We start from the raw sequence: 18,165 nt of genomic DNA, 5'->3' as shown, positions 1-18,165 counted from the left end.
AGCTTTTCGGCCGACTCCTGCGGCCCGGATTTCTGTCTCATCTTCGCTCCCTTGGCGGGCTACGATGTGCCAGAAATCCTCCTTAGGCAATTTCGCCGATATGTCTCATGGTTGCTGACGGGGAACAAGCGTCCTTGTGCTCGCTGGTGCCGGGGCAAACATTGACGCACATGACAACTGGGGACGCACTTCTTTAATACTTGCAGCGTCATTAGGTCGTTATGAAGAAACTGTCTTGGCACTTCTTGATCTTGGTGTTGACGCGAACGCACGAAGCGACGATGGCGTGAATGCTATCGAAGTTGCTCGGAATTCCAGGAACTATCGCGATGACGAAGTGATGATGAGTGATGCCGTACTCAAGCGTCTCGAAAACGCTACACACCTTGATCCTTAGCTGCCCGTCAATCAGGAGCAACCAGGGATCTTCAGCAGTCATTCGTGTATCGCGCAGCGGCCGACGCATGGTCGCCCCATGCGCTACGTTACTTCCGGCCCTTTGAAGCTCGATATCAACTCCGTAATGGCGTCAAGCTGCCTGCAAAACGAATTGGTGGCGCGGATTTCAGTGCGCGCCACCTAGTGCTGTCGTCTCATAAGTCTGTTTCAAGCCGCCTGCGCAGCAGCTCCGGCCAATTCGGCGGCCAAGTCGCTGGTGCGGGCCTCTGCCATTTCAACCGAAGCCCGGTGACGATCGTCTTTAAACTCTTGGTATTCGATGGCGATAGTATCGATATGTCCCGGCGCGACGCCGAAGTAATGCGCACAAGCCGCCAGACCAAGGTCAAGCGCGTTGAGGTGAGCCCTTACACCCCCCTGAGCAAAACCAAATTCACCGCGCGCTGACAGCACCACCAGCCGTTTTCCTGACAGGATCGGCTCGATCGGCGCATCGCCGCGTGCAAGATCAAAGGAAAAGGTCTTTCCGATCCGTGCAACCTGGTCAATCCAGCCTTTTAATGCGGTAGGCATCCCGTAATTGTACATCGGCGCTCCCATGACGAGGATATCCGCCGCTTCCACTTCCTCGATCAGTTCGTCGGACAGGGCTAGGCGCTCGTTCATCCACGGCTCACGCTCGTCGGGCGGGGTAAAGGCGGCATGAATGAAATTTTGATCAATTGCGGGAATGGGGTTCAACCCGACATCCCGGGTGATCACCTGCGTTTCCGGTGCGTTGGCCAGAAATGTACTCGTGAATATCCCGGTCAGGTGTCGTGTCAGAGAGCGTTCTTCAAGCTGGGCGCTTGCATCAATTCGCAGCAGAGTAGGCATTGGCAATCTCCTGAGGTTTTGCACTACACATTTTGCCTACCAAGCGGTTTATTCTCTGGCGAAGGCGAATTTTTCAGGGCATGGATGAATGAGATTCACCTAGGCGCAACACCGAATGGAAAGGATAGAGATGCGGCGCTTGCCTCCACTTCACGCGCTACGCGCCTTTGAAGCCGCCGCCCGGCATCTGCATTTCGCCCGTGCCGCGGCAGAGCTTCACCTAACGCCGACCGCGATCAGCCACCAGATCCGCCAACTTGAAGAGATCTTGGAAGTGAAGCTCTTTCACCGCTATCCTCGACCAATCCGCCTTACGGCGGAAGGCGAGGCATTATACCCGGTGCTGTGCGAGAGTTTCGACCGTATGGCTCAGGCCATCTCAGGTCTTTCCCAGTTGGATCAAGGCCGCCCGTTGACGGTTTCCGTAACTGTGGCATTCGCCAGCTTCTGGCTCATGAGGCGCCTGCCCGCATTGCACAGTCAGACCGGGTTGAATCTGAAAATCGAGGCCGACAACCGACCGGTGGACCTGTCTGCCAGCGATGTCGACTTCGCGGTTCGCTATGCAGGTCAAGCGGGCACAGAAGATCAGTGGTTGCCGCTATTTAAAGACAGCCTGATTCCGCTCTGCGCGCCGGACGTGCTGCGTCGGCATCAGGTCAACGAAGACGCCGATATTCTTCGCCTGCCGCTGATCGAATACCGCTGGAATTGCGGCGCGGAAGCGCCACCCAACTGGCAACGCTGGTCGCACGCAGCCCGGCTTACAGGCGAAGGGCCGGAGGTCACTCAGTATTTCTCCGAAGAAATCAATGCTATCGACGCGGCGCTTGCAGGTCAGGGTGCGGTACTGGCTTCCAGCGTATTGGCCGCCTCCGCTGTCGCAGCCGGGCACCTGGTACGCCTGTCTGAAGCGAAATTGCCCGGCAGAACTTTTTGGGCTGTGAGCCTCAGCGATCATCCGCGTTTTCCTGAAGTGGAGCGCTTCGCTTCATGGGCACGGTCTTGCGAGTAAAATTTCTGCTACATCAATTTCCAATGACTAGCCAAACTGAAAAAGTGTTTCCTACGCCTTTCAGTTTGACCAAGGTAGGGGTCTGAACGGCAGCCTTACCAAACCTTTTGGACAATCACTAAAGGAGCACGCAGATCGGATTTTGCCATTGCTGCTGGCTCGTAATTCACTGCCTCAACCAATTAGTGGATAGCCCAAATTGCCTCGACAAACCGTTCGATTTCATCCTCGTTATTGAAATAGTGCACCGATGCCCTCAGGAGCGAGGGCAATCTACGTAGTTCTAAGTCGAGGCGCGCGTAGGCAAGACAGGACACCGACACGTTGATGCCCTGATCTCCCAGAATTTCTGCCATGCGCGCCGGATCGACCCCTTCTTTCCGAAAGGAGACGATGCCGCATTTCTTTGCGCCAAGATCATGAATGCTCACACCGTCAACCTGTCTGAGCGCCTCACGCAGCATTTCGGCCAGCCTCGCCACCCGCGCTTCGATGGCCGGCAACCCAATCCGTCGCGCGTAGCGCACCGCGGTCATCAGGCCGACCCGCCCTGCAATATAGCTTTCCCAGTTCTCGAACCGGCGGGCACCTTTGGCTAGCTCGTAGCTGTCAGGCCCCGTCCAATGCGCCGAATGCAGGTCGATAAACGGTGGATCAATCTGGGCGAGAACCGCGCGCCGGACATAGAGAAAACCTGTCCCGCGCGGTCCGCGTAGATATTTCCTACCCGTCCCAGCAAGGATGTCACAGCCGATCTTCTCAACGTCCACATCAATCTGACCGACTGATTGGCACGCGTCGAGCATGTAGAGAAGACCATGCTTGCGCGTAATCGCGCCCACAGCCTCGGCCGGGTTCACCAGCCCGCCTTGCGTCGGTACGTGGGTAATCGCCACCAGTCGGGTCCTCGGCCCAATTAGCTTCTCAAGGCCGGCCACATCAATCTGGCCCGTGCTATCCGACGGCGCGAGGTCGATGTGAAGGCCTTTCCGCTTTGCTTGTTGCAGAAAGGCCAGATAGTTTGAGGCGTATTCCGACCCATGGGTGATGATCCGGTCGCCCGATTTCAGATCCAGCCCGTAGAACGCCATGTCCCAAGCCCGGGTCGCGTTTTCGACATATGCTATTTCGTCAGAATGCGCATTCAGAAGCCCGGCGAATTCAGTATAGAACGCGGCGAGGTCATCGCCGGCCCGACCTTCGGCCTCGTAACCGCCGACATGATATTCGTTTTGCAGCACCGTCTGCAGCGCACGGAATACCTCGCTTGGCATCAGCGATGCACCGGCGTTGTTGAAGTGAAGGACATCTTCGCAGGACGGCACGTCAGCCCGCACCTGATCGATATCGATCCGCGTTATATGGGGTGCAGTTTCGTTCATTTTTTTCTCTCGAGACTTTCTGATATCTTCAAGTAGATCAAATTGTTTCATGCGGAGCGGCAGGAGCGCCTTAGCGCGGGTTTCTGGTTTCTGGTTTGGTCAACATCACAATCTCCCTTGTTGTGAAGGTCTTAGTGCTATTAGATTTACTAACGGCCGGGTCGTGAATTGCCCGCGCCAAACAAGAAAATCTCGCGATTTCTGGTGGGTCGTGCGAGAATCTCGCAAATCTACTCAAGGAGGTTGAATCGCATTGGAGAGCCTCGACAGCTTCGACCACCGCATTCTCGCACTGCTCAAAGTCAACAGCCGTCGAACCGGAGAACAACTTTCGGAAGAGGTTGGCCTGTCACCGGCTGCCTGTTTGCGTCGGGTGCAACGACTACGAAAGGTTGGTGCCATTGAACGCGAAGTCGCGGTCATTTCGCCCAAGCTCGAAGATCGCGGACTGGTGATCGTCGTTCTCGTGACTATTGATGGCCATAGCCCGCGTTTGATGGACGAGTTTTGTCAAAGGCTTCGTCAGGAATCCGTTGTCAATCGCCTTCTTTGGGTTACGGGCGACGACGACATCGTGCTGGTTCTGCACTGTGCATCAATGGAAGAGTTTGACGAGTTTGCGCAGACTTACATCAATCACGAGCCGGTTACAGGCTACAAGACACTGGTATCGATGCGCGAATACCAGACTTGGGACGCTGGATGAGACCGTTCTCCACGGCTCGTGGCGTGCTGAGCTAGAACATGGGAAAAGAGCACCTGAACTGAAGTCGACAACTCCCTGGTGCAACGCAAGGTCGCCATGTGCCGGGCATTGCATCGACCACGACGCTGAAGCCGATGGGCAGATTGACCGACAATCGGCTTTTGGCGACGCCTCAGCCGCCACGCTGCGTTTGAAGGTTAGCCGTACGTCATTTTGAACATCAATCCGACTTGCGGCGTCCGACAAATTGGGCTCGAAGCCGACTTGCGGCGCCACAGCATCCCGATCCTGACCTTGGCTGGTGCCTGGTCGACAAAAACGTCCCAAAGCTGCCGTTGCTCCAACTCAATGTTGCTACGGTGCGGCTCGTCGAAGGAGACGTTCGTGGCGACGGCCAAGCCAGGACACGCGGCAAAGTCGGCAGAGCGGACTATCCAGCCGTTCACTCGGGTAGGCCGCATAACCGCGTCCATTTAACTACCATTTATGTAGTGAGTTGCTTTCGAGCGTGAAGTATCTCGCGGTCCGTCAAGTCACTAGAAGTCACCTCATGGCGCGGAAATCAATCAGCGCAGGATGTGTTAATGAGGAAATTACAATGACGACACGGACTCACAACGGAACCGTATCAAACGGCGTCAATACTGAAGCTCTGATCGGGGCGCGGGGCGCTTTTGCCGAGATGCCCGAAGCCGCATCTTTTACGTTTCGGAGCATCTGCGACTGGGTTGCCGGTTCCGAAAGCCGGAACACGATCAACGGTTACTTCGGGCTGGGCCAGGACCACGCCCGCAAACAGACCTTCACCATCAGTTCGGATCATCCGGAGGTTTTCGCTGCCCCCGACACGGCCCCGACACCTCCCGAAATTGTCCTGTCGGCTCTCGCAAGCTGCCTGACCGGCGGCGTCGCTGCAGTCGCACAACACCGGGGCATTCAGTTGCGCAAGGTGCGAGCCCGCGTCGAAGGTGACATGGACATGCGCGGAATTCTGGGCATGGACCCGGAAATTCGCAATGGCTTCAGCGCGGTACGTGTCACATTTGAAATCGAGGCGGATGCCAGCGATGACGATATTCGTGCCTTGATCGCCCAATCACAAAAAAGGTCGGCGGTTTTCGATCTGATAACCAACCCGACCAACGTACATGTGACGGTGGCCTGACTCCGGGCACAAAAGGACAACGAGCGTCGCGCGCATTGCATCGACCACCTTCATTGGTGCCGGCCATGCCGGGCTCGCGGTACAATGCGTACGGCAAAATTGGAGAGTGTCATGTTGCCCAGACGGCCCGGCGAACGATTCATCACAGCCTTTACAAAGCTTGTCGGCGTGGAGCACCCAATCGCCCTGGCCCCCATGGGGGGTGTGGTTGAAAGTGATCTGGCAGCAGCCGTCGGCAATGCGGGCGGCTATCCAATCATGCCGCTATCATGGAGCGGACAGGACATCATCGAGACCGAACTGCAAAGCCTGCGCGCAAAGACGAATGCCCCCTTCGCCGTCAATCTTTGCCTTGACATGCCACAAGACGCGCGGCTGGAGCACTCCCTTTCCTACAAGCCGAATGCCGTGCACTTCTTCTGGGGTGACGCGGCCCCATACGTGACCCGGGTGCATGCACATGGCGCGCTGGTGATCCAGACCGTTTCGGATTCTGAAGAGGCAAAGCGGGCTGTCGCAGCCGGAGTGGATGTGCTGGTTGCACAAGGCTGGGAAGCTGGCGGGCATGTGCGCAGTACCATCGCGACAATGTCGCTGCTTCCTGCCGTGGCAGACGTTGCGGGGTCCGTACCCGTGTTGGCCGCAGGCGGCATATCGGACGGGCGCGGGCTGGCGGCAGCCTTGTGTCTTGGGGCAAGTGGCGCCGTGATGGGGACGCGGTTTCTGGCAACCCCGGAAAGTGCGGCTCACAAGGATTACATCGCGCGCCTCATTGCGGCCGATCACGGCGATACGCTGGTTGAAACGGACCTTTACAATGTCGGCTGGCCAAACGCACAGCACCGCGTTTTGCGCAATGCACTGGCGGCCCGTTGGCTGGCAGAGGGGCGCCCGGACAACACATCAAGACATCGCGCGGGCGAGACCGTCGCACAGCGCGGCGAGGCGAGGATCCGTACATATCAATCCACGACCCCACACCGCGAGATGACGGGAGAAATTGAGGCCATGTCCATGTGGGCAGGTCAAAGCGTGGGCTTGGTGAATACGATCGAGCCCGCCGGTGCTATCGTTGAGCGCGTGACGGACGAGGCACGAACGATCCTCAGATCAACCTCTTTGGATTCCGCATCTGGGGTGTAGCCGTTTCCATCTCCTGCGGATATCCCGGATTGGTCCTCCTCAAACCATTTCGTCTTCATTTAAGGGTCGACACCCTAGCTTCCCGCAAGGATTTCCTCGGCATTGGGCAGGCTGGCGAAAATACAATCCGACAGCCAGTGCGAGATGTTGCGCGTCAGGGCAACCGGCCCGATGATCTCCATCGCACCTGATGCTTTGGCGGCTTTGTAACTTGTACGCCCCAACCAGGCATCCGCCATCGCGCGAACCCTGGTTTTGACAAAGACATCGACATCCAACCCCGGGTCGGTCGTGCAGACATCCACGTTTTCACCGTCCGCCGTGATCCACCATTTCGGCTGCTCGGGGAAATCCGTAAACTGAAACAGCACGACAGTTTTACCGCCGGGCAGGTTTTCCGTTACAACGCTGCGCTGAAGGTAAAGCATCAGCAGTTCAACGTCGTAGTCGGCATCGCTCATGAAGGCCTTGGACCATTCCATGCCCCAGCTGCCAAGCGCCAGCAAAATCGGCTGAAGCTGTTTGCAACTGGATGTCGGTATATATTCGTGACCTCTTCCGCCCTGTATCCGGCGCTTGTAGACAAGGTCATACTGTTCCAGCGTGGCCAATCTGCGGGTCAGCAGCGTTGGCGAAATGGCTCCCAACCCCCGTTGAAGCTCCGAGAACCGGGTGCTGCCCATCAACAGTTCCCGGATGATCAGCAACGTCCATTTTTCACCGAGAATTTCGGTTGATTTGGCGATGGGGCACCACTGGCCATAGCTGTGGGACATAGAGCCAACTCCAGAATGTGTAGCGACCTACATCAATTCCTATAGTGAGTTGCTCCAACCTGTAAAGCATCCGGCAAAAGAAATGCCGGGTATCTCTGCTCGCACGATGTGGCCCATTGGCGGGCCCTGAAGCGGAGAAACCCCATGACTTTACCAATCCACACCATTGAAACAGCGGCTCCCCAAGCCCGTCCAATCTTCGATGCAATTGCCCAGGCGCGCGGCTTTGTGCCCAATGTCTACGCCGTCTACGGCGCGCAACCCGAGGCGATGACAGGCTTTGCCGGGCTCACTGGCGCTTTTGGGGCCAGCAGCCTGACGCCCGCCGAACGCGAGGTGGTCCAACTGGCGGTCAGCGTTGCCAATCAGTGTCGGTATTGCGTTGCCGGCCACACGGCCTTTGCCGCCGAGGCGGGGCTGGAAGAGGTCCATGTTCAAGCGATGCGGAATGGCCAGGACCCCGATGATGATCGGCTTGGCGCTCTGGCACGGTTCGCCCGGAAACTGGCAACGGATCGCGGACGTAACGCACTCGCAGAACATGCAGCGTTTCTTGCGGCAGGCTATGCCCCCGAACAGGCACTGGAGGTCATCATTGGCGTGGCGAACAAGACCCTCAGCAATATGACGGCCAACCTCCTGAACTTGCCGCTGGATGCCGAATTCGCTCCCTTTGCCTGGTCTCCATTGGAGGATGCGGCATGAAACATATACCCACACTTATCATTGGCGCCGGGCAGGCCGGCCTTGCCATGAGCCACTGTCTGAGCGAGCGGTCAGAGCCGCATGTCGTGCTTGAACGCGGCGAGGTTGGCAATTCTTGGGCGCAGGAGCGGTGGGATAATCTCACCATGCAATCACCCAACTGGCAAAGCCGCCTGCCGGGCTATTGCTACACCGGCCCAGATCCGCATGGGTATATGACCATGCCAGAGGTTCTGGCCTACCTGAAGTCCTACGCCGCGCATTCCGCCGCGCCGGTCGAGTCTGGGGTTACGGTCACCTCCGTCACACGGGGCAATGATCAGTTTGTCGTGACGACGGACAAGGGCGCCTGGCACGCGGCAAATGTGGTCATCGCAACCGGGGCCTGCAATCGTCCTGCTGTTCCGGTGTTTGCCAAGGAGGTCTCCCGTGACATCACGCAGATATCGCCCCTGTCCTATCGCAACCCTTCGGAGTTGCCCGCAGGCGGTGTCCTCGTCGTTGGGGCATCTGCGACAGGTGTGCAGCTTGCCGCGGAGATCCGTGCATCCGGCCGCCCGGTCATCCTTGCGACGGGCAACCACATCCGCATGCCGCGGCACTACCTTGGCCATGACATCACCTGGCTGATGGAGCAATCCGGGCTCTTCTCAACCACTCTTGACGACATTGATGACATCACGCGTGCCCGCTCACTGCCGTCGCTGCAGCTCGTTGGTGATCGCTCGCGGCGGTTCCTCGACCTCAACGCGTTGCAAGGCATGGGGGTCGAGGTCGTCGGTCGGCTGGTTGGCTGCCAAAAGGAGACACTCCAGTTTTCAGGCGCACTGGCGAATGCGATAGCGCTCTCTGACCTCAAGATGAACCGGGCATTGTCGGTGATAGACGTCTGGGCACAGCAGAGCGGTCTGACCTTTGCGGAGGCGCCATGTCGCTTTGCACCAACATTGGTGCCGGACATGCCACGCCTCACCCTGCCTCTTGCACGTGGCACGATCTCCACCATCGTCTGGGCTTCGGGCTTTCGGCCCGACATGTCGTGGTTGCACTTGCCGCACTTTGACGGAAAGGGACGGCTTCAGCACCGGGGTGGCATCGTGGCGCCCGGTCTCTACGTGCTGGGGCTGCCGTTCCTGCGCACCCGAAAATCCACCTTCCTTGGCGGTGTTGGTGACGATGCCCGCGCTCTCGCAAAGCATATTTGCGAAACCCGAGGCCAAATGGCCGCCTGATCTGATGGAGGTTTCCATGACACCACAACGCAATTCAAGGATCGATGCAGGCGCCACCCGGCAGATATCGCTGCCCTGTGAAGGCGGATGCACCTGTGGAAGCGTCCGCTATCGCCTTCTGGCCACACCGCTCATCATCCATGGGTGCCATTGCAGCTTGTGCCAGCGGCAGACAGGCAGCGCATTTGCGATCAACGCACTTGTGGAGGCCGAAAACGTGGAGGTTCTGTCAGGCGATATAGATATGCTCAAGGTCATGACGCCGAGCGGGATGGGGCAGACAATCGCCCGCTGCGCCAAATGCCATGTTGCCGTCTGGAGTTATTATCACAAGCATGAGCTGAATGAACGGATCCGATTTCTCAGGGTCGGGACCCTGGATGATCCCACGCCATTTCCGCCAGACGTCCATATTTTCACATCGACCAAACTGCCCTGGCTGTCCCTGCCCAAAGGTGTCCCGGCAGTTGCCAGGTTTTACAAGGTGAACGAAACATTCTCGCGTGACAGCCTCGCACGGAGAGCGAAGCTTTTGGAAGCTGGATGAACCATTTGCCCTGATCAATGCCAAAGCCTGTCAGGGCAATCCGTGTTCGACTCGAACCGGCCGGCGCCGTCCATGACCGGGCCCTTTTCAATATGGCAGTGGATAGGAAACTGCGCGGCTGCGATCACGCTGACGCAGCCGACTCGGGGAGGTTTAACGGTGTTTCCATTCATGCTGCAGAATGGCGTACTGCATGGTGTTTTCGTAGATGGGATTTCCGGCGCTGTCGTTTTGGAACGTCACATATTCCAGGAATAGGCCTTCCATTCGCATGCCCAGTTTTTCGCAGAGCCGGCGCGACGGGGCGTTGTGGTCCTCAACATACGCATAGATGCGCCTTGTACCTTGATGAGTGAACAACTCGGAACACAAGGCCTGTGCCGCTTCGAACGCATAACCCTTGCCGCTGAACAGTGGATTGAAATTCCAGCCCACAGAAACCGTGTCAGCTTGTTGAGGTTTTTCCGGATCATCTGGCCCAGCAGCATCTGAATGGAAGAACAGGTCGCCTATGAGCTGACCTGTTTCCTGCAGGCAGACGGCGGCACAGCCATCGTCGCCAGCGCGTCTCCGGACCTCACTTTCGGCTGCCGCCAGATCGGCGAGTTTTAGCGAGAAGAAGCAACTTGCGGTGGGCTCGCGCAGATAGGCGAACAAGGCCTCCGCATCACCTTCACGGAAAGTCCTGATAGCCAGACGCTCAGTTTGGATCGTTTTCAACTGCTCAATTTCCTGCATTCCAGACTGATCGAAAACCAGCGGCGTCATCTCACGTTTCTCTGACACGCTCGTCGCGCGACCGCTTTATGGCACATTTGCATAACCTTCAAGCGCCCCTGATGGCGTCGGAAGCGGGCGCAGCGACAGGCTCGCGCACGATAGCGCTCTTTCATCGTGGCGCCCCAAACCCAAAATGTCGGGACGCGGCCCGGTACTGCCAATCACGTCAAGTGCAGCGGATAACTGGTCGCAGCCCAAAGCGGACCTTGACGCCTTGCGCACTCATCAGACTCTCGATGCTCAAAGCCACTCGTCGGGTTATGCGCGGCGCACTCGCACAGCGAACCTCAAGCGGCAATAAGGGCAAGTTCTGTGAAATTTTTGGCGAGTACGGAGCCTTGGGACAATCGATACCTTTCGAGACAACCGGAGACCTAAGGGCATCAGCGGAGGTTGCATAATCGGAGAGCGAATATCAAAGTGCGAGCAACATATTTAGAATAGAAATCAGGATTGAACGTGGGGCAGCAAAATGCATATCGGGGACTTAAGGATAGGCATGGTCGATGGAAAAGAGGAGTTCTTTCTCGATGGTGTCGACGATCCAAATTTCCACAGTATCTTCCTAATCCCTGAGAACGTTAGGATCAAAGACTTCGTTGACAGGGCAGTTTACTTCATATCTGGCTTTCGCGGGACAGGTAAAACATCTCTGCTGAGATACACTTTGGCGGAAATTCAACCCGATAGCCGCTTTCGAGCTGTCTCCCTATTCAAGTCTGATATTCCAGAAGAGAAGAGAATAAGGCTGTCCAAGCACGCGGGCGCAATCATCGCGGAACACGACTCAATTAAAATGGGAATTGCGCAAGACTTCAAGTCAGCTTGGACATGGTTTCTCCTAGATCAGATTGGTCAGATAGTTCTAAAAGCCCCTGAGTGCTCCATCAGTGGTAAGTCGAAAGACGACTTCCTAAGGATTCTTGGTTTGAATGGAGAAGCAACATTCAAGAAGGTCTTAGGATTCTTGCCAAAGCTGAGTGGTGCCAATGTTACAATTGGCGCTGACTTAGATTTTTTCAAAGGCAAAGTTGACTTAGATTTTGAAAACGAGCGCTCCACAAAAGCGACTGCGAGCTTCTCAGAGGTAGTTGATGCAGCGATAGCGTGCCTTTCTCAAATAGAATTTAAGCAAAAGATAGCTATCGGCATTGATGAACTGGAGGTGTTCTTCATAGCTGCAGAGCAGTACAAAAGGGACCTCTGTATGGTCAGGGATCTCATATTCGCAGTGGACCGATTGAATCGTATCTTCCGCGCCACAAATCAAAATATATACGTCATCGCTTCGATCAGACGGGAGGTCGTTGACGCAATCGGGCCTCTCGGACAAGAAGTCACAAGAGTAGTGCATGATCGAGGCGTAAGTATATCTTGGCACCACGCACAGCGATCTCTGAGCCATCCACTAATTGATCTCATTCGAAAAAAGATTGGCGCAGCAATTGGGCCCGAATATAAAGGCGACGCTATTTCAGATTTCTTTGACAGCAAGATTGACGGAGAGGATCTAGATGCGTTCCTTCTGGACAGGTCCTTCTACCGCCCTAGGGATCTGATGTGGCGCCTGACATTCGCACAGAAAGCTTTCCCTTCGAAGACAAAGTTTGATACTCACGCACTTAAAGATACTGAGAACGACTACTCCAGTCAATTATGGTCGGAAATTGAGTATGAGCTGAGCGCATCCCTTTCTACGGAAGAGGTATCCGCGATAACTTCTATCTTTTCTGGAATTAAGAGGCTTTTTTTCTTGGATGATCTTGTGGCAGTCGGCAAGCAGAAGGCAACTTATTCCAAGAATGTAGAGAGTTTCCTAAACTCCCACTCTCTCGGAGATGTCTGCAACATGTTGTACACACATGGGGCGTTGGGAAACGATTTCAGAACAGGATCGACAGGGAACGTATCAAGGAATAGATGGATCTTTAGAGGTGACAACGTGCTGCTCGTCGATCAAAGAATGACCCTCAACCCCTCCATCCGAAAGGCTCTATCTGCAATTGATCAGAGGAAGAGAGGAAGTGCGGGCGGAAAGAAGCGATAATATAGACCTGATAAGAATGCGAATGCTGCAATTCAGGTAGCCTAGCGCCCAACCTTGGATCCACTAACATAGCGCTGTCCCGACCACCGAGGGGCGGCATTTGATCCGGCTGCTATCCACGCTGTCCGGTTCATCTTGGCTGCGGGTGAGCGGCCGCAAATTGTGCATCACTGCCTTTCGTCCAAGGCGCAGCGAATGATAGCTACCCGCCCTTCCCAGACCTTGGTGAGCTCCGCAACGAACGCCCATTTTCCGCCCATTTCCGTTGAAAAACTCGGGTTGCATGGAACAGAACAGCGTCCGTGCCTTCGCCTGGCGCGATTCCCCATAACAGCTGGCACAGCCTGCCAAGACGCCATCGTCAGTCTCCCGGTACTCTCGAAACGAAAAAGGACGGCGCAGATCCAAGCGCCCGGAGGGAGGAGACTGAGATGCTCGACAGGACACTTACGATCAACGGCGCGCAGGCTGCCACGGATTCAACATTCGAAGTGCGCAATCCAAGCACCGGAGAGATTGTGGGACACGCCCCGAATGCGACCGAGGCGACCCTCGACAAGGCCGTCGCCGCAGCGAAGGACGCATTTCCGGCCTGGGCCGCGACGTCTGACGAGACGCGTCAGGACATCTGCCGCCGGATTGTCCAGGTTCTTGCCGAAAACAGCGAAGAGCTGGCCGAACTGATCACACGTGAACAAGGCAAACCTTTGAACGGGGCCGGCTCCCGCTGGGAGGTTGGTGGTGCCCAGGCCTGGGCCGCCCATACGGCGGAACTTTCACTGCCGGTTGAGGTGCTGCAGGACGACGAGAACGGCTTTCTCACGCTGCACCGCCGGCCGCTTGGCGTCGTCGGCTCGATCACCCCGTGGAACTTCCCGCTGATGATCGCGGTTTGGCACGTGCTGCCGGCACTGCGGACCGGCAACACCGTTGTCATCAAGCCATCGCCCAATACCCCTCTCGCGACCCTGCGCATGGTGGAACTCGTCAGCGCGCTGCTGCCGCCGGGGGTGCTGAATATCGTCACGGGGGATGACAAGGCGGTCAACCTCGGCGCGCTGATGTCGGCCCACCCGGATATTCGCAAGATCGTCTTCACCGGCTCCTGCGCCACCGGACAGCGCGTGATGAAGAGCGCCGCGGAAACCATGAAGCGCCTCACGCTGGAATTGGGCGGCAATGATGCCGGGATCGTTCTGCCGGATGCGGACCCCGAGGCCATCGCCGAAGACCTGTTCTGGGGCGCCTTCATCAACAACGGGCAGACCTGTGCCGCGATGAAGCGCCTTTACGTGCACGAAAGCATTCATGACGCGGTCTGCGATGCGCTTGTGGCCTATGCCCGGAACATCCCGGTTGGCGACGGGATGGATGAGGCAAGCATTCTTGGACCGGTTCAGAACCAGGCGCAGTTCGACAAGCTGAAGCGCCTCGTGGACGACGCCAAGACGAAGGGGCGGGTCCTGCTGGGTGGTATGCCTGGCGAGGGGCTTTTCTTTCCGCCCACTCTTATTGCAGGGCTGTCCAACGGAGATGCACTGGTCGACGAGGAACAGTTCGGCCCTGCCCTGCCTATTATCAGCTACTCCGACGTCGAAGATGCAATCGCTGCCGCCAACGCTCTGGAAACAGGCCTCGGTGGCTCAATCTGGAGCAGCGACAAGAAAGCAGCTCGCGCGTTGGCGTCGCGGATGGAATGCGGCTCGGTGTGGATCAACAAGCACGGTGCGATCCAGCCCAATGCCCCGTTCGGCGGCGTAAAGCAATCGGGACTCGGTGTGGAGTTCGGCGAAATGGGTCTTGCCGAATACACCGACATCCAGGTCGTTTTTTCCTGATCCGACAGCACACCGGGGCCGCGCAGGGAGGCGCGGCCCCATTCAATTCATGTTCCAAGGGAGGAGCCTCATGACCGACACAAAGAACACCCATCTCACCCGTCGATCGTTTATCGGCCGTACAGCGGTCGCTTCGGGCGTCCTCAGCCTCGGCGGCGGTCTGCTGGGAGCGAGCGTGAACCCTGTCGATGCGCAGGAGCAGAGCTATGACTACGTGATCTGCGGTGCGGGCTCAGCCGGCTGTGTGCTGGCGAACCGCCTCAGCGAAGACGGGGCCCGCGTGCTGCTGATCGAGGCCGGCGGGCCGGACAGCACCGAGATGATCTCGACCCCGATGCGGCTCATCGAGCTGTGGGGCACAAAGTATGACTGGGGATACCAGACAGTCCCGCAGGAACACGCTGCCAACCGGCAGCTATTCTGGCCGCGCGGCAAGACGCTGGGGGGCTCTTCGTCTCTCAACGGCATGATCTATGTGCGCGGCAACGCGTCCGACTATGACGCCTGGGCGAGCGATTTCGGATGCGAGGGCTGGGACTACGAGTCCGTGCTTCCCTACTTCAAGAAATCCGAAGACTTCTCACGCGGCGCCAACAAATACCACGGTGAAGGCGGACCGCTCCATGTGACCGCCGACTACGAGCCGCACCCGCTTACGCGTGCCATGGTCGAGGCCGCGCAGGAGGCCGGCTATCCTTTCAACGAGGATACGAACGGCGCGCAACAGAACGGTGTGGCCTATGTCGATCTGAACACGAAGGACGGTGAACGTGCGTCAACCGCCGTGGCTTTCCTGCGCCCGGCGCTGGAGCGCGAAAACCTGACGCTGATCACTGATGCACGCGTGCTCAACGTGGAGTTTGAAGGGGACCGGGCCACCGGCGTGACATACCTTCAGGAAAACGAGACGCGGCGGGTCTCGGCCAACCGCGAAGTGATCGTCTCGGGCGGTGCGATCGAGAGCCCGCGCATTCTCATGATGTCCGGCATTGGACCTCGTGATCACCTTGAAGAGCTGGGCATCAAGGTCCGCGAGGATCTTCCGGGGGTGGGCAAGAACCTGAACGACCACACGCTGTGTCCGGTCATCTTCGAGGGCAAAAAGGAAATTCCTGCTCCTAGCGACATGGCGATCACGGTGCTGCATGCGCATGTCTTCATCCGCTCCGATGACGCCCTCCCGGGGCCTGACATGCAGCCGCTGTTTTTCCACGTTCCCTATTATACCCCAGAGATGGAACAGCCGACGGGCAATGCCTTCACGCTGAATGCCTCTGGCGTGCAGCCTGCGTCCCATGGCGAAATCCGGCTCTCGGGAAGCTCTATCGACGATCAGCTGCATATCAATCCGAAGGTGCTTTCGGATATGCACGACGTAGACATTCTGGTGAAGTCGATCCGTCAGATGCGCGAGATCGCGGCGCAGCCTGCGCTCGCCGAATGGAAGGGCCGCGAGATCTATCCGGGTGAAGAACTTCAAAGCGACGAGGAACTTGCCGAATATGCGCGCTCGGCGGTGATGTCCTATCACCACCAGAACGGAACCTGCGCCATGGGCACTTGAGAGTTGGCAGTGCTCAACCCGGACCTTCGGGTTCGCGGGATCAAAGGCCTGCGTGTTGTCGACGCCTCCGTGTTTCCAAAGGTCATGGCAGGAAATACCAACGCGCCTGTCATCATGGTGGCCGAAAAGGCCGCTGACATGATCAAGGCTTCCCACGGCTGACGCTCAAGCGTCGAACGTGGCCTCCCGGCGCCGCTCGCCCTGCCCGATGGGCGGGCGGTGTTCCAGGGTGTGAACTCATGAATGAAGATGGCTTCACCGCATGTCGTCAGAATGCTTGACCGGGCATAAAGCCCGCTCCGCGCACCCTTCCTAACGCGGTTTCGCTATTCTCATGCCATTTCGCCTTCATTTATGCGTCCGCAACCTAGGCGGTGGATCCGGCCTTCTTGCGAATGGCCCCTGGTGCGTCGCCGTAGCGCGTCCGGAAGCTTTTATGGAAATGCGAGAGGTCGTTGAAGCCCGAAGCGAAGGCGATATCGGCGACTGTCCGCTGCGGGTCGGAGGACAGCTGGCGATGCGCCCAGGCGAGCCGCACCTCCTGAATTGCCCTTGAGGGGGTTTCGTTGACCTTCGAAAAGATCCGCTGCACAGACCGGCGGGACATGCCCAGGTCGCGGCAGAGACTTTCCAGACAGTAGTTTGGGTCGCGCGCTTTCAGCTCGATCAGGTCGCGGGCCTGCCGCAGGCGCGCCATCTCCTCGGTCTCCAAGCTCGGCGTCTGCGTCTCACGGCACCTCAGATAGGTTCCGAGCAGCTCCACCAGCGTATCCGACAGACGTCCGGCCGTATCCGCCCCCGCCGAGAGCAGCTTCACCAGCACCGCCTCAAGCGCCACGTTCAGTGGATCTGATCGATCGATTGCCACCCCGCCAATGCAGGTCTGTCCCAATCGGCGCACAGTTTCCTCTCGTGGCAGATGGACCGAAATCTTGCGTGTTGTCTCATCGGCATACCGGAATTGAGAGGGGAACGCGGAATCGACCAGATGGAAAGAGCCCGGCTGCATAAGGCTCTCCGTGTCGCCTTGCCGGATGACGCTGTGCCCGCTTTGCTGATAGATGAGAAACAGGTTGCGCGCCGGATCATTGCGGATCATCCGCTCATCCCGCCAGACCGAGCTGACCCGGGTGGCCACAACCGCGGCGTTGAACTGTCCGAAAATCCGAGAGTCTATGGCGCCGGTGATATGATCGCTCTTGGCATGGGGCAAGATTTCGAAATTGCCACACACTTCCACCAGCCGATCGCGCGCGCACTCGATCGACACCGGGGTAGCGGCACTGAAGCCGCCCGGATCTGACATGACTTCCTGTTGAGACACACAAGCCTCCTCCACGGAGCACGCTAACCGATCCCCGCGGATACGCGCAATGCCATTATGCACTGAAGGCAGGGTCTCAACACGGGCCCGCCGGCCCCAAAATCAAACGGCGATCCGGCGGTCGCGCCAGGCTGACGAAGGTAAAACTTTTCGCGGCCATGCCCGCGACGATGTCATCTCAACTCGGTTCAGGTCAGAACCGTCGCCCCCGTCGTGAAGCGCGACGGGGCATGATGAACTCGGCGGGATCAGGCTTTTTCGTGAACAGTCTCCACGGGGAAATGGAAGACCTGGGCACCTTTCGGCGAATAGTTCGGGACGTCACCGGCCACCTCGTGGCCCGCGTCCGAAGTCACTGCGGCCTCGAAGGCCTGCGCATCGTCGAAATAGGCCTGAAAGATGCAGAACACCTGTGCCGGGCCCATCGCTTCGGGAAAGGCATGGTGCATGCTGCGCAGGCCCGGCAGACGTCTTACCAGAGGCAGGTGTTTGTCTTCGTAGTAACTCTTGAAAGCCTCGATGTCGTCGGGTTGCGGATAGATGACTGTCAGGCAATGCATTGATTTTTCTCCTTACTTGGCCACGATCAGTGTGTTGCGACCGATCCAATGGCGCATTCTCTCTCGGGCGAACTCAAGTGCTCCCACTGCGCCTTGAGGGCATTGA

15 protein-coding genes and 1 pseudogene are annotated in these 18,165 nt (G+C 57.6%); 10 read left to right on the top strand and 6 right to left on the bottom strand.

All coding sequences use genetic code 11. The annotated features are described in order from the left end of the window. Positions 1–606 precede the first annotated feature (606 nt). Positions 607–1,275, bottom strand: a complete 669-nt coding sequence (locus tag FMN63_RS02645) for an FMN-dependent NADH-azoreductase (protein WP_148582372.1) — start codon at positions 1,273–1,275, stop codon at positions 607–609. Between the two features lie 115 nt (positions 1,276–1,390). Between FMN63_RS02645 and FMN63_RS02640 the strand changes: the two genes are divergently transcribed. After that, positions 1,391–2,290 carry a LysR family transcriptional regulator gene (locus FMN63_RS02640; protein WP_209000894.1) on the top strand — a complete coding sequence of 300 codons (900 nt, stop codon included), beginning with the start codon at positions 1,391–1,393 and terminating at the stop codon, positions 2,288–2,290. A 182-nt stretch (positions 2,291–2,472) separates the two neighbouring features. Here the strand turns inward: FMN63_RS02640 and FMN63_RS02635 are convergent, their stop codons facing one another. Next, positions 2,473–3,672, bottom strand: a complete 1,200-nt coding sequence (locus tag FMN63_RS02635) for an aminotransferase class V-fold PLP-dependent enzyme (RefSeq protein WP_148582371.1) — start codon at positions 3,670–3,672, stop codon at positions 2,473–2,475. Positions 3,673–3,925: 253 nt separating this feature from the next. On the opposite strand from FMN63_RS02635, the gene FMN63_RS02630 reads away from it, so the two are divergent. The 3 genes from FMN63_RS02630 (at position 3,926) to FMN63_RS02620 (ending at position 6,686) form a co-directional block, all read left to right on the top strand. Continuing rightward, positions 3,926–4,378: an Lrp/AsnC family transcriptional regulator gene (locus FMN63_RS02630; RefSeq protein WP_148582370.1), complete on the top strand. Its 453-nt coding sequence runs from the start codon at positions 3,926–3,928 to the stop codon at positions 4,376–4,378. A 598-nt stretch (positions 4,379–4,976) separates the two neighbouring features. Then, on the top strand, positions 4,977–5,543 hold the full coding sequence (locus tag FMN63_RS02625; RefSeq protein ID WP_148582369.1) for an OsmC family protein: 567 nt from the start codon (positions 4,977–4,979) through the stop codon (positions 5,541–5,543). Between the two features lie 111 nt (positions 5,544–5,654). Next, positions 5,655–6,686, top strand: coding sequence for an NAD(P)H-dependent flavin oxidoreductase (locus tag FMN63_RS02620; RefSeq protein ID WP_162529965.1), 1,032 nt, complete (start codon positions 5,655–5,657; stop codon positions 6,684–6,686). Between the two features lie 74 nt (positions 6,687–6,760). On the opposite strand, the gene FMN63_RS02615 is transcribed toward FMN63_RS02620, so the two are convergent. Beyond that, entirely contained in the window at positions 6,761–7,462 is a 702-nt protein-coding gene (locus tag FMN63_RS02615; protein WP_148582367.1) for a winged helix-turn-helix transcriptional regulator, read from the bottom strand. Positions 7,463–7,606: 144 nt separating this feature from the next. Here FMN63_RS02615 and FMN63_RS02610 point away from each other — a divergent pair, with 144 nt between their 5' ends. The 3 genes from FMN63_RS02610 to FMN63_RS02600 are packed head-to-tail and all read left to right on the top strand — an operon-like array spanning position 7,607 to position 9,946. Continuing rightward, positions 7,607–8,167 (top strand): carboxymuconolactone decarboxylase family protein, encoded by a 561-nt coding sequence (locus FMN63_RS02610; protein ID WP_148582366.1) that lies wholly within the window; start codon positions 7,607–7,609, stop codon positions 8,165–8,167. Continuing rightward, entirely contained in the window at positions 8,164–9,399 is a 1,236-nt protein-coding gene (locus FMN63_RS02605; protein WP_148582365.1) for an NAD(P)-binding domain-containing protein, read from the top strand. The genes FMN63_RS02610 and FMN63_RS02605 overlap by 4 nt, the downstream gene beginning before the upstream one ends. Positions 9,400–9,415: 16 nt before the next feature. Continuing rightward, a complete protein-coding gene (locus tag FMN63_RS02600) occupies positions 9,416–9,946 on the top strand; it encodes a GFA family protein (RefSeq protein ID WP_148582364.1) in 531 nt (176 codons plus the stop codon). A gap of 153 nt (positions 9,947–10,099) precedes the next feature. Here FMN63_RS02600 and FMN63_RS02590 read toward each other — a convergent pair whose 3' ends face one another. Further along, the gene (locus tag FMN63_RS02590) at positions 10,100–10,714 is read right to left on the bottom strand and encodes a GNAT family N-acetyltransferase (protein ID WP_353619103.1); all 615 of its coding nucleotides are present in this window, start codon (positions 10,712–10,714) and stop codon (positions 10,100–10,102) included. Between the two features lie 484 nt (positions 10,715–11,198). On the opposite strand from FMN63_RS02590, the gene FMN63_RS02585 reads away from it, so the two are divergent. The 3 genes and pseudogenes from FMN63_RS02585 to FMN63_RS02575 all read left to right on the top strand — a co-directional run bounded on the left by FMN63_RS02585 (position 11,199) and on the right by FMN63_RS02575 (position 16,337). After that, on the top strand, positions 11,199–12,773 hold the full coding sequence (locus FMN63_RS02585) for a P-loop ATPase, Sll1717 family (protein ID WP_148582363.1): 1,575 nt from the start codon (positions 11,199–11,201) through the stop codon (positions 12,771–12,773). A gap of 431 nt (positions 12,774–13,204) precedes the next feature. Continuing rightward, entirely contained in the window at positions 13,205–14,611 is a 1,407-nt protein-coding gene (locus FMN63_RS02580) for an aldehyde dehydrogenase family protein (RefSeq protein ID WP_148582362.1), read from the top strand. A gap of 49 nt (positions 14,612–14,660) precedes the next feature. After that, positions 14,661–16,337: pseudogene (locus FMN63_RS02575) on the top strand (GMC family oxidoreductase). 205 nt (positions 16,338–16,542) lie between these two features. Here the strand turns inward: FMN63_RS02575 and FMN63_RS02570 are convergent. Both FMN63_RS02570 and FMN63_RS02565 read right to left on the bottom strand, forming a co-directional pair. Continuing rightward, positions 16,543–17,499: a helix-turn-helix domain-containing protein gene (locus tag FMN63_RS02570; RefSeq protein ID WP_148582361.1), complete on the bottom strand. Its 957-nt coding sequence runs from the start codon at positions 17,497–17,499 to the stop codon at positions 16,543–16,545. 248 nt (positions 17,500–17,747) lie between these two features. Continuing rightward, positions 17,748–18,059: an EthD family reductase gene (locus tag FMN63_RS02565; protein WP_148582360.1), complete on the bottom strand. Its 312-nt coding sequence runs from the start codon at positions 18,057–18,059 to the stop codon at positions 17,748–17,750. Positions 18,060–18,165: the final 106 nt, after the last annotated feature.

The organism is Stappia sp. BW2, assembly GCF_008107695.1.
Lineage (GTDB): Bacteria > Pseudomonadota > Alphaproteobacteria > Rhizobiales > Stappiaceae > Roseibium.
Note: the sequence above shows the minus strand (reverse complement) of the source record. Positions and strands in the feature narration are given on the sequence as shown.